The sequence below is a fragment of the Paenibacillus sp. JT22N15 genome (genome assembly GCF_059383755.1).
Genome location: NZ_JBXENV010000016.1, coordinates 63,404 through 73,895, shown reverse-complemented (window position 1 = coordinate 73,895; position 10,492 = coordinate 63,404). Strand labels below are relative to the sequence as shown.

17 protein-coding genes and 1 other RNA gene are annotated in these 10,492 nt (G+C 44.2%); all 18 read right to left on the bottom strand.

Annotation, left to right across the window (positions count from 1 at the left end; translation table 11 throughout):
* Positions 1–25 precede the first annotated feature (25 nt).
* The 18 genes from AC50X8_RS26530 to AC50X8_RS26445 all read right to left on the bottom strand — a co-directional run bounded on the left by AC50X8_RS26530 (position 26) and on the right by AC50X8_RS26445 (position 10,443).
* Complete coding sequence (locus AC50X8_RS26530; RefSeq protein ID WP_494882523.1) at positions 26–799, bottom strand: metal-dependent hydrolase; 774 nt, start codon at positions 797–799, stop codon at positions 26–28.
* Between the two features lie 61 nt (positions 800–860).
* Entirely contained in the window at positions 861–1,541 is a 681-nt protein-coding gene (locus AC50X8_RS26525) for an EAL domain-containing protein (RefSeq protein ID WP_494882521.1), read from the bottom strand.
* 10 nt (positions 1,542–1,551) lie between these two features.
* Positions 1,552–2,553 (bottom strand): hypothetical protein, encoded by a 1,002-nt coding sequence (locus tag AC50X8_RS26520; protein ID WP_494882519.1) that lies wholly within the window; start codon positions 2,551–2,553, stop codon positions 1,552–1,554.
* Positions 2,554–2,681: 128 nt separating this feature from the next.
* Entirely contained in the window at positions 2,682–3,380 is a 699-nt protein-coding gene (locus tag AC50X8_RS26515; protein ID WP_494882518.1) for a DNA-methyltransferase, read from the bottom strand.
* A gap of 504 nt (positions 3,381–3,884) precedes the next feature.
* The gene (locus AC50X8_RS26510; RefSeq protein WP_494882516.1) at positions 3,885–5,342 is read right to left on the bottom strand and encodes a hypothetical protein; all 1,458 of its coding nucleotides are present in this window, start codon (positions 5,340–5,342) and stop codon (positions 3,885–3,887) included.
* Positions 5,343–5,360: 18 nt separating this feature from the next.
* Positions 5,361–6,074 (bottom strand): hypothetical protein, encoded by a 714-nt coding sequence (locus tag AC50X8_RS26505; protein ID WP_494882514.1) that lies wholly within the window; start codon positions 6,072–6,074, stop codon positions 5,361–5,363.
* Between the two features lie 111 nt (positions 6,075–6,185).
* Positions 6,186–6,252, bottom strand: an RNA gene (locus tag AC50X8_RS26500) — hammerhead ribozyme type II.
* A 5-nt stretch (positions 6,253–6,257) separates the two neighbouring features.
* Positions 6,258–6,554, bottom strand: coding sequence for a hypothetical protein (locus tag AC50X8_RS26495; protein WP_494882512.1), 297 nt, complete (start codon positions 6,552–6,554; stop codon positions 6,258–6,260).
* Between the two features lie 291 nt (positions 6,555–6,845).
* A complete protein-coding gene (locus tag AC50X8_RS26490; RefSeq protein WP_494882510.1) occupies positions 6,846–7,028 on the bottom strand; it encodes a hypothetical protein in 183 nt (60 codons plus the stop codon).
* Between the two features lie 64 nt (positions 7,029–7,092).
* Positions 7,093–7,275, bottom strand: a complete 183-nt coding sequence (locus AC50X8_RS26485) for a hypothetical protein (RefSeq protein WP_494859935.1) — start codon at positions 7,273–7,275, stop codon at positions 7,093–7,095.
* A 33-nt stretch (positions 7,276–7,308) separates the two neighbouring features.
* Positions 7,309–7,476 (bottom strand): hypothetical protein, encoded by a 168-nt coding sequence (locus AC50X8_RS26480; protein WP_494882508.1) that lies wholly within the window; start codon positions 7,474–7,476, stop codon positions 7,309–7,311.
* Between the two features lie 138 nt (positions 7,477–7,614).
* A complete protein-coding gene (locus AC50X8_RS26475; protein WP_494882506.1) occupies positions 7,615–7,836 on the bottom strand; it encodes a hypothetical protein in 222 nt (73 codons plus the stop codon).
* A 66-nt stretch (positions 7,837–7,902) separates the two neighbouring features.
* Complete coding sequence (locus AC50X8_RS26470; protein WP_494882504.1) at positions 7,903–8,127, bottom strand: hypothetical protein; 225 nt, start codon at positions 8,125–8,127, stop codon at positions 7,903–7,905.
* A 119-nt stretch (positions 8,128–8,246) separates the two neighbouring features.
* Positions 8,247–8,582, bottom strand: a complete 336-nt coding sequence (locus AC50X8_RS26465; RefSeq protein ID WP_494882502.1) for a hypothetical protein — start codon at positions 8,580–8,582, stop codon at positions 8,247–8,249.
* A 21-nt stretch (positions 8,583–8,603) separates the two neighbouring features.
* Positions 8,604–8,966, bottom strand: coding sequence for a hypothetical protein (locus tag AC50X8_RS26460; RefSeq protein ID WP_494882500.1), 363 nt, complete (start codon positions 8,964–8,966; stop codon positions 8,604–8,606).
* Between the two features lie 227 nt (positions 8,967–9,193).
* The gene (locus AC50X8_RS26455) at positions 9,194–9,334 is read right to left on the bottom strand and encodes a hypothetical protein (RefSeq protein ID WP_494882498.1); all 141 of its coding nucleotides are present in this window, start codon (positions 9,332–9,334) and stop codon (positions 9,194–9,196) included.
* 43 nt (positions 9,335–9,377) lie between these two features.
* Positions 9,378–9,554, bottom strand: coding sequence for a hypothetical protein (locus tag AC50X8_RS26450; RefSeq protein ID WP_494882496.1), 177 nt, complete (start codon positions 9,552–9,554; stop codon positions 9,378–9,380).
* A 43-nt stretch (positions 9,555–9,597) separates the two neighbouring features.
* The gene (locus AC50X8_RS26445) at positions 9,598–10,443 is read right to left on the bottom strand and encodes a hypothetical protein (protein ID WP_494882494.1); all 846 of its coding nucleotides are present in this window, start codon (positions 10,441–10,443) and stop codon (positions 9,598–9,600) included.
* Between the last annotated feature and the right edge of the window lie 49 nt (positions 10,444–10,492).

The window sequence follows — 10,492 nt, the reverse complement described above, 5'->3', positions numbered from 1 at the left end:
CCATTTTCTTAAAATGTCTATTTTTCTATATGATTTTTGTAGGGTTGAACAAAATTAGCGCCCAGCAACAGAAACTAATGGACCAACACAACCTAGCCACCCACCGCTCAGCGGATCCTCCATTATCAAACCAGCGAAGAGCAACTTTGACCTTTGGTAGCAGTAGAGACTGAATTCCTTCTTTCCCAAAGAGATCCCCGGCTAAGTGAGCCCACCAACCAACCACAAACCCCATTCCCGCACCCCATAATAGCCCATCTGCATGATGGCAAAAGGAAATGATGCCTATGCTCAGTGCGAGCCCGAACTCTGGCGTATGGATGATGCCGCGATGCTTAACCAATGGCAGCAGCAATAATGCCCCGCCTGCAAAAGCAGCCAGCCAGTGCCAATCGTAAAGCGCATATGTTGCAAGTAACAGCGCTCCACCGCCGAATAAAACCAAGCTGCGAAGTTTGCCTAATAGAAAGCTCAGCCCACCTGCTGCTGCCCATAGGGGAGCGCTACGGATCCAATTCTGATTCATATCTAGCCCCAGCCGTGGCAACCCCCAAAGCGCACCTGCAACCAGTAACAGGAGCAGCCCTATTGAGCCGGCCATTCGCCGGTATTGAGGTGACAACTGAATCAAGTTGCTTGCTGTACTTGTTTTATGGTCTAGGTCAGGAGCCAGGCTACCTATCGCTGCAGCTACTAGATACAGCATAGATTCACTTGTTTGCAGTCCCCATGAAGGTATCATAATGAGCCCCGCCGATCCGACAGCGACTCCAAGTGCTAAGTGCCCTTTTTTATTCATCTTTTTTTCACCTCCCCTCACGCCCATAAAAAAACCACTCTTCGCTTACCAAAGAGTGGTTCTACTGCGTTAAACATATGGCCTGATTAAGACTGGAAGGAAAGATAGCGCTAGGCCTTCCCAAATAATAACCCTGTAAATAACGAACACCTAAAGCCTGTAAATGATTTTGCTGCTCTAAGGTTTCTACTCCTTCAACGATTAATTTAATGTGAAGCAAGTCGCATAACTCCTGAGTAAATCGAATAACGGTTTCTGTATTTGGCTGCCGAATGCCGCGAACAAATGATTTGTCCAGTTTCATATAGGATGGTTTGAATGTCGGTGAGATGAGTCGATCCAGGTTGGAAAATTGTGTACCAAAATCATCAATACCAAAAGCAAATCCTTGCAAGGCTAATCGCTGCAGCTGATACAACACGCGCTGATTGAACGCTGTTTTTTCTGTGATTTCTAAAACGATCTGTTTGGTATTGATCGCTTTTAAATCAAGGCGAAGCCCCGCTATAAGCGACTTTGGATGAACATTTAAGAACAACTGCTGATCGCTTGTTAGCATCGGCAAAGCTTCAACCATTGCTCGCTGAATGATCGCTCGATCAATCGAAACAACTTGCCTTGCATATCGACGAAACAAGGTAGATGCCGCCTCGCCTTGAGCGCCATGAACAAATGTTTCATAGCCAATTATCCGCTGATTGGTTATGTCCCAGATCGGTTGATAATGCAAACTAAAATCCATTTCGCACCTCCTATCGGTGAAATATGCGTTGTAGAAGATTCGGCCTTTTCATAGAAACAGGATCAACGAGCTGATCGAGAACAATGGCAGCCTCATCATGTGGATGAAAGGCATCAAAAGCCGGCATAGTTATGAAATGCCGGCCCGCATATGCCTCCAGCATTTCATCATAAGCATCCTCTGTTGCCATCGGTAATATTATTCGCCACTTGTCCTGGCGCATATGGCTATGTTTCCGAATAAATCTAGCGAGCTCCTGTTGGCGCCAACTGCTGCTAGAGGCAACCAATACAGGTATGGTGGCTTGAAAGAATCTCTTCGCATGAAGCGTTGTATGAATGTTGCCTAGGTCGACAACTAAATATTTAAAACTTTCGGAATAGGCCTCTACCCACTCCATATCTGCTGTGTCCTTAAAACAAGTAACCGCCCCCATCTGAAAGCGCGGCTTGTGGCTAAACTCACCTGCAGCATTAAAGGCCAGGAACTGAAAGCATGGCTTGCTGCTAGCCTCCCACAGTGCCACTCGGCCATTACCGTGCCTAGCTAACTGATTAGCGATACTAAGTGCCATATGCGTGCTCCCTGCACCGTCAAATAGCCCAGACACCGCAATCACGATCGTATCCTGAGAATCATACTGTTGAAGCAGACTCTCCATTTTTGTGGGCCGTCCCGATTCAACCATGGGGTTGGGTAACAGTGTACGCCGTATATGCTCTTCCCAACTATCGGATGGCCATACCCACGTCATCCCCTGTGAAGCCCACTGTCGGGCTATAACATGCGTATACACCCTTGTAACAACCGCAATGGGTATTTGGGGCGCAAGGCTTGCTATACGCTCTATCATGCCGTTTGCTAGTTCCTCCGCGATTACAATGACGGCCGGTTCTGCATGTAACAAAACATTCTCCATTATTTCTGTTGTATCTACCACCTGCAGCTGCAGCGCTGGAGGCAAGATACCTTCAACATTCAATCCACAAACTAAAACATGCAATCCTTCCACCTCCAGGCGAACATGCAAAAACCGCCTGGATTTCTCCGGAGGCTTTGTTTGTTCGCTAATTATGATATTACCTACTATACAGCCTTTTTCCCCTTACAGAGTACGCATTTAGTATGCAAAAAGTATGATCATTTTTGAGTAAGGCTTTGCTCAGCTGCATCAATCCTGGCTTTGGATACTTGATACCAGTGTTCACCAATCTCAAAGACCTTATAGTTACGTCCCGTGAGAATGGCTGCTTCCGAGGCCACGCCGCTACCCGAGAAAAAGTCCACCATTTCTGCTCCTTCATCTGTGCTATTTAGGATAATACGCTTCAGCAGCTCCACTGGCTTTTCAGTCGGGTGAATGGTTTTATTACCGTGAATTCTTGGGATCCGCCAAATATCCGTATCCTTGCGCGTATTTATCCGCCGATTACGCTTGGCCGGCTTTACAGCGAAAATGATGAGCTCATGCTGAAAGCGATATTGCCAACCTAGCCCCATATTCTGTTTGTCCCACACAATACAATTTTTCACGACAAAACCGATTAGCCTGAGCCAATGCACCATATCCGCATACATACGCCAGTCTATAAAAATATACGCATGATGTCCTGGCTTTAAAATGCGGTAGGCCTGAGCCATCCATTGCATGCAGAATTGTTTATAGGCAGCCGGTGTTAAGTTGTCATTTTCAAACACTTCAAATCTAGGCTTTTTAGTTTTGGTTTGCGTCGTTCCCCCAAAGCGTAGGTTAAATGGGGGATCCGCGATAAAGAGATCCACTGAGTCCGTCTGGATATGAGTTTTGGCACCTTCAATGCAGCAAGTATGATAGAGCATCGTTTTCCTCCTCTGATGATATGAATCTCCACCTTATACATACGTAAAAAAGGAACGTAAGTTCCCATAATGATGATGAAATCGATTATAAATCTTAACGTCTAAAGACCAAACGACTACATACTCAATGAGCCTATAGCCAGCGCGGAACATACCGGTTTTTGCCGAATAAAAACGAACTACATGCTATTTATATCGATAAAAACGGAAACAAGGCGAAATACGCCGATAAAAACGGAAACTATGAACATACGGGCTTCGATGCAGAGAAAAGGGCCTTAAACTCGCCTAAAGACCAGAATATAGGGAGGGTTCATTCTGTTTTCTTTCGCGTGAAGACAAGAAAAGAGAATGGTCGTGTAGGAAAAATAATCGTGTTGACTCCATCTGCTGGAATAACGGGTTCTAAGGCTGCTTGTTGAGCGCTATCACAGGGGTTCATCTACCTGTAGGGGTTAGGAAGGGGAATAACGAAGAGGCCCTATACTGCTGTTGCAGAGGGCTTTAGACGTTGGTTTTTTGTTGAAGAAACGTGGCCACACAGAAATGACGTGGAGGATCCGGAATAGGCGTCCACTTAGGCAGCTTATCCAGCTCCCATGCTATCCAATGGGCAACATCGCTAGGAGATAATCCGCTTAGCCATTTATAGTAAGCATCCTGGACTAAATCGATGAAGCTGGCTGGATCCCGCTGCATTTGGAATGCCTTAACGCGGTAGCAATCGAGGTCAATGACCGACTCAAGCTCTTCCGTCGCTAAGTTTGGCTTACGGTAATCCAGGCTGCCATATGCAGCCGGCCTTGCGAAATTACGCTCCAGCTCGATTAAGGCTCCTTTACAAAGCTTTCGGAAGCCCGTTTTGGCTAGGCCCTTCAGTTTAGAAACAAACTCTGACCGGTTTTGTACATAACGAATGACGCCCGTGTCCTTAGCAATGTTGAGCAATGCAGCCGTGCTCTTATCCACGATCTCAAGGCGAATATCATTCAGCATGGTTTCTGGATAGTCACCCTGCAGGGAGAACTCCCGAATCCTGGCCATCACATACTTTGTAGCCGTCTCGCTTTTATTTTTTAATAGAGCTGCTAGTTGGAGGAGAGCTTGACCGTTTTTCCAAACGGTGAAAGACTCGCATCCTATAGCTATAAGATAGCTTTCTAGTCTAGCAATTAATTGTCTATAGCTTTTTTTGGCAGGGAAAATAGAACGGTAATGAATGCCTTGTATGTGCCTTGGCATCAAATCCGCGTTCACTTGAAATACTGCTTTAGGCTGATTAAACACATTCCTTTCACTACGTGCTACCGAAAATAACGGCTGGCTGCCGACAATAGGCTGCGTGCCAAGCAGCTCTAACACCTTGCGTATATGACTAGGCTCTTCTCTTCTTATGAGGCCGCCCAGCTTATCATAATTGAGCTGAAGTATTTTCCCTCGCTGATCGCCTTGCTGGCCGCAGGCATACACATAGAGCTTCTGTGCCGCTATTGGCAGCGTGCCAAAGACAGCCGAACAGACCAGATTAGGCAATAAGAAAAAACGCCCGAGCTGGCCATCTGGTTCCAAATAGGATTCAAGTTTTAAATGCATAGTGCCTGTATGTGGCTCGTTACAAACTGTAATTAGCTTATTCAACTCGAATTTTTCAAAGGCTGCGTAAAACTGATCCTTTGTAATAGGTGTTTCAAATATTTCTTGAAGCTTTAGATAGACAATATGCCGATTCACAAAGTTTGAAATGCCATCCGTCTGAATACCCACTTGCAAGGTAATGGCTAGCTGCAGATCGGCCTTGGTCAGCTTATTGGCCAATCTGATTTGTCCATCGCGGCGCTTCCGAAAGGTCTTGCGTGTAGGATAGGCTTCAATGCCTAACAATGCTTGAAGGTAACGGTAGCTGAACTTGATAGGAAATTGGAATGATTTCGGCTGCAGGGATGTAGATGATTCGTTCAGCATGCTTGTCTTCTCCTTCCTCTATACTAATTTAAGCCACTGCGCAATTTTCAAAACTGCCGCCGCCTTGACCTCGTAATAATATTGTCGATTGAAATGCATTTGTTCAATCAGCAGGTTGTCTAATGGTGGACGTTGTACAAGAAACTTTTTTTCAATGAGTTCCCGCTCCTCATAGGTCAGCATGGCCAGCGCCTCTTCCACCGGAGTAATCTGCCATTCCAGGGATCGAAGTGTTTGCCGTTTAAGCTCGATTTGACTTTCCTTCCGGATAAAAGCTTCTTCCAAGGGGGAATTGCTTGTGCGACCTCCTCCGATACTCCCGCCATACGTCGCTGTAACCGTTTGTAAGGCCGGCTGCAGGATCAAAGACTCCAGCTCCTCCTTGATGCTATCTCTGCGACATCTTTTAACATAATACTCTCCAAGCAACGTCTTTACTAAAGCTCGGTATTCTCCTGGACGTGTAACGGGTATATCCATCACAATTTGTGTCTCATCATAGGGAGCTGATCTCGTCTTAGCTTGACCCGTTGACTTTAAGTGCTCTTCAATTAAACGAATTTCCTCTCGAAGCTCCGGATTCTCGATCGTACGAAGTTGTTTGCGCAATTTCCCCAACTGCACGACTAGCCAAGATAAGGGAAATGAAGCGATGTTCCTCCGGGTCACTATAATTTTCCGTCGCATATTTTGCTCCTCACTTTGAAGCGTTGGCGGCAAATCTAATGCCAATACCGCTTGCTCATATTTTTGACCGCATGATGGGCACTGGTATAGTTCCTCAGCCCTGATTTCTTGGCATGCTTCATCACATGCGTTACATATCACAAAAACAGCTCCTTTCTATGGCTGCCATCATCAGGCGAGATTTGCCCCATTCTCGCTACGCCTGGTTACAGGCGTTTCGGCTTCTTCCTACTTTTTCTTTAATTGATCTATCCCATAGGCCCATCCGCTCACACCTCTGAGTTGATACCGGTTATGGATATATTGGATTTGGATAATTACTGCCTCTTTACCGTTAGGTAAAATAACGGTATCGCCATTGCATATATGGTTTGGGATTGTCGGATCTAACTGTCCGTTTTCAATGGCATCCGTTAATTCATCAAAAAAACGTAATGTTCCTTCGCCACGCCAGAAGCTGTTTGCTTCAGTACTGTTTTCCATAAATGACAACAGTTTTTGAGAACTAATCAATCTGTCACTCAAGTAAATCCCCCCTCATGTGATTGAATACTAATTAATACGTATCTGCTCTACCCCTCTTACAAATTGAATAATTCCGCAGTAATGATAACTATAATTTAAGGCATAACATTTTTTTGTAGAAAGGAGGGGTTCGTATGCATTGGATAAAGAACATTTTGAAAAACAACAGTTATAGGAAAGCAATTATTCGTAAAGTTGTTTTGGGTATTATTATTTCAATTCTTGGAAAGTTACTGACTGATTTTCTTACGGGGCTGCTGTAATGCAGCCTTTCTTTAAGTTCTTCAATATTCACGATTGTTCCTTATATGCTTGCAGCAGCGCCTCACCCATTATTAAAGGCGGATTATACTTTCTTCGGGATTGCTGAATTTCCCTCATAAGGCTCTTACCGGAACCTAGCTTGTTCATAAATGGACTATTTTGCAACTCTGCAGATTGTTTTTCAAAATACATTTGCTCATTGTTTTTCATAATCTCCATGCCTCCTTAAGACCAAAATCGATTATTATCCTCATGTTCTTGAATATTCAATATGTTACGTACGCTTTCCAACGAACTCCAGTTGTTCAACGATACTATTAAAATCACGTTCCATTTTTTCGTAGCGTTCCAAATCCCCTTTTTCAATAGCCTCTGCCATAAGGTCACCATACCCGACCAGTTGCTCTAACAAATTACGACGCTCATTCAAATCTGCAATCTGTACTTTGAGATCCAATTCATTCACGCTCCCTATTATTCACTGTGATACCTACATGAACTCTACTGGCAGATAAGACAAGTTCATTGCGTCAATTTGATTCAGCAAATCATCCCTGCCCTTATCAGTTCTTACCAACTCACGTTTGTCACCATTACCCTCTACAACATAAGCTATAAGTTTCTGTTTGCTCCCATTTTCATAGACTTTGATTTCCATTTTCACGCACGCTCCCTTTTCAACAAAATAATGTATGCCCAATATTAGGCTGCCATCATCAGGTAAGGAGAACCTATCCCCTCACTACGCCTGATTAAAGTGACAGGCGTTTCGGCTTTAACTACCTCAACTATTAAATTAGTATTTTGTCTCTAGCAATGTGGTTCCGTCCGTAAACTCGATAATATAAAACTCGCAGCCGTTTACCTCGCAAGTGACGATTCCCCTTGTGTCATCTTCAGGATCATTTATTTCCGATCCGGTGCTTGTGGTTTTACCGCAGCAGGGGCACTTTACGTCTTTAATGCCAGCTGCCAGTTCCTTTATTTTTGCTTCAAGCACTTTTTTAATGTCGCTCATTCTAGCCACTCCTCCGTTCACCTTTTCTTGGCTTAGGGACTGGGTTAAAACCAAAAATAACGACCATCAATACCACGTACCATCAGGATCATAGTGCCACCATTCGCCGTCGGAAAAATGCACATGCAAGCATTTTTCTTCTTTCACCCAAACGATTTTGGTAATGTTGTTTCTTGAATATTTTTTTCTCATTTCATCACTCATCGCATTGTGATGCTTTGAAAAGACACTCTCAAAAAGCTGCTGCTGCTCTAAAGATAAACGGCTAAAGCCTGTAGAATGAAACCCCATGAATTTAAACACCTCCTCTCACGCATGGATTATTCTTATAGTAACTATTTAAAATATATACTATAGACACTATTTTGCAAGTGATAATTACCTAGCAAAGTTGCTTCTCGCAAAAAAAGCTATTTCGTGTTCGTACACATTGGAATGCCATCTGCAGTTAGCCTCGGGGTATAGGCCACATCGTTGTTCTGAACAATATACTGACAGCCCGTCTCAATATCAGTTAAAATCCAGCCACGTGGACCACCCAATCTTTCTGTAGTAAATTTGACGTTATTTTCATTTTCAGAAGAAAGAGCCTGTTGATTTTCAAGAAACAAGCCACAACCCGAGCAGCAAGCTAAAATGACTCCGACAATCAGTATTTTCCTCATCGCTAACACTCCCGCTAAAATGTTTTGGCCGCCATCATCAGGCGAGGTCTGTCCGCTTTCCTCGCGATGCCTAATCATCATGAATAGGCATTTCGGCATTATTTATAAACGGCCCCTTGTATCCCAGCCATCTCGGTAAGCCCCCAGCAGGGAGACCTGCAACATTCCCACAAGATCCTCCACCTCATCATCAGGAAAGTAAGGAAGCAGGCGTTGTCTATAATCATTTAACTCATCTTTTATTTGTGATTGGTATTGCTCTATTTCTTTTTTTATCTGCTGTTCAGCTGCTAAAGAATTTATTCGCAGACTATTGTTTTCGTGAATGACCTTCGTATCATCTTTACTTGATGATTGAGTAAACCATCCCTTTCTTCCGCATCCAGGGCAAGGCGTTACCTGCATGGTTGCCTTTGAGCACTCTAAGGTTGTTCGGCAATTAGGATCAATGCAAATCCAGTGCATACCTACACGCTCCTTCTAATTCAATTCTCTTGCCTTGGTAGCTTCATCGTAAGCTTCCAAGATCCTCCGTACTGTTTTAAGCGACTCCGTCGGACTCTTTCCAGTACCTAGAACCGCCGAAAGTAACCCCAATATATAAGCATCTATGTCTCTTTTAGTCCGGAACCCGTTGGAAAAGTCGCCAATCAGCTCTAAAGCTTTGCTTTTAGTAATAAGAGCCATTAATGTTAACACTCCTTTTCAGCTTTTGCTTGCAAATGAATCTTTTGCACATCGCCCTCTAAGCTAGTCATGTCATCGTTTAGTCGGCTCAACAAACTATCTAAACGGCTTAACTGAAGCTTTAAATCATTTAATCTTTCGGTCATCATCTGCCCTCCTATCTCGCTTTTTTATGGGGAGCACAAAAAACTATTGCTGGTTTAGATAATCGTCGATTGCTTCAACGGCATCAGCAACCAGGCTGAACGTCTGACTCACAAAATCAATATGATCGATAATATAGCCAAGCTGATCCGGAGTAGCCGGTGATGCTATGCAAATGTCTAAACCACGGTGCACATGCGCTGTAACGTACTCAAAAGACATCGCTCTCCTCCTCTCCTGCAGCAGTAACGTCCGCTCCGCATTGTTATGAATAAAAGCCTTGAATTTCTGGCCATCGCTCTGCAACGTTCTGCAGCGTGCGTTTAGCCTCTTGCTCTTTTGCTAACGCAGCATTAAATCGGTCTTGATCCATATACTCCAGCGCCCTATCTTCAATTAAAGCCGCCATTACCTCTGGCCTGAGCGCATCCAGCTCCCAGCACTCATGACCAAACTCTTTAATGTAACCAGACGCACGACTATCGGTGACCTTGGTCGGATTCGGAGGTGGCATATACTCTTCAATTTGAGTCATATTGAGTGCTATGCGATGAAAGATAGGGTATGCCTCGAACATATTTAGCCGGTCCTCAATATCGCGGCTCATATCTCTACCGCTAGGGTCGTGATCGCCCAAATGTAGAATAACCGCTTGTCTATCGGATCTATCATGAATGCGCTGTGCTGCTACCCACATTTCACTTTGGCTTACATAACCTCTGCACGAAAAATAGGGGATATCCCACTTCGCACAAATCTGTCCGACAACGCCAACCAGGGCGTCTTTCTCAACCCAAACTTCGAGATAATGGTCCTGAGATGCCCATTTATCATAGGCAAACGATTGAGCTGCCGAGTGAATAATATCTTCAGGCGTATCCCAATGGCTATTAGCTCTGAGATTGCGCGTCCGGTCTTCAATGGCATACCAATCGATTAAACCAGCTAAACGAGCGTCTGATACCTTATTTCCGAGGTTTTTGTAACTGCGCTCTGTGTTTTCAATAACATCCCTCGCCACCAATTGGTAATACACCTGACGTAACGTCAAATCATACCCTTGATCCTGATATTCACGAATAATGCTGTTTACCTTATGGATGAGATCCAAACTGTCTTGCCTGAAGTTAATTTCCTTATAACTAATTTTGATGATAATC

Excerpts from the sequence above, each read along its gene's own strand:
- AC50X8_RS26530 (WP_494882523.1), bottom strand. The coding sequence starts at position 799 with ATGAATAAAAAAGGGCACTTAGCACTTGGAGTCGCTGTCGGATCGGCG.
- AC50X8_RS26525 (WP_494882521.1), bottom strand. The coding sequence starts at position 1,541 with ATGGATTTTAGTTTGCATTATCAACCGATCTGGGACATAACCAATCAG.
- AC50X8_RS26515 (WP_494882518.1), bottom strand. The coding sequence starts at position 3,380 with ATGCTCTATCATACTTGCTGCATTGAAGGTGCCAAAACTCATATCCAG.
- AC50X8_RS26510 (WP_494882516.1), bottom strand. The coding sequence starts at position 5,342 with ATGCTGAACGAATCATCTACATCCCTGCAGCCGAAATCATTCCAATTT.
- AC50X8_RS26490 (WP_494882510.1), bottom strand. The coding sequence starts at position 7,028 with ATGAAAAACAATGAGCAAATGTATTTTGAAAAACAATCTGCAGAGTTG.
- AC50X8_RS26480 (WP_494882508.1), bottom strand. The coding sequence starts at position 7,476 with ATGGAAATCAAAGTCTATGAAAATGGGAGCAAACAGAAACTTATAGCT.
- AC50X8_RS26475 (WP_494882506.1), bottom strand. The coding sequence starts at position 7,836 with ATGAGCGACATTAAAAAAGTGCTTGAAGCAAAAATAAAGGAACTGGCA.
- AC50X8_RS26470 (WP_494882504.1), bottom strand. The coding sequence starts at position 8,127 with ATGGGGTTTCATTCTACAGGCTTTAGCCGTTTATCTTTAGAGCAGCAG.
- AC50X8_RS26465 (WP_494882502.1), bottom strand. The coding sequence starts at position 8,582 with ATGATGATTAGGCATCGCGAGGAAAGCGGACAGACCTCGCCTGATGAT.
- AC50X8_RS26460 (WP_494882500.1), bottom strand. The coding sequence starts at position 8,966 with ATGCACTGGATTTGCATTGATCCTAATTGCCGAACAACCTTAGAGTGC.
- AC50X8_RS26455 (WP_494882498.1), bottom strand. The coding sequence starts at position 9,334 with ATGACCGAAAGATTAAATGATTTAAAGCTTCAGTTAAGCCGTTTAGAT.
- AC50X8_RS26450 (WP_494882496.1), bottom strand. The coding sequence starts at position 9,554 with ATGTCTTTTGAGTACGTTACAGCGCATGTGCACCGTGGTTTAGACATT.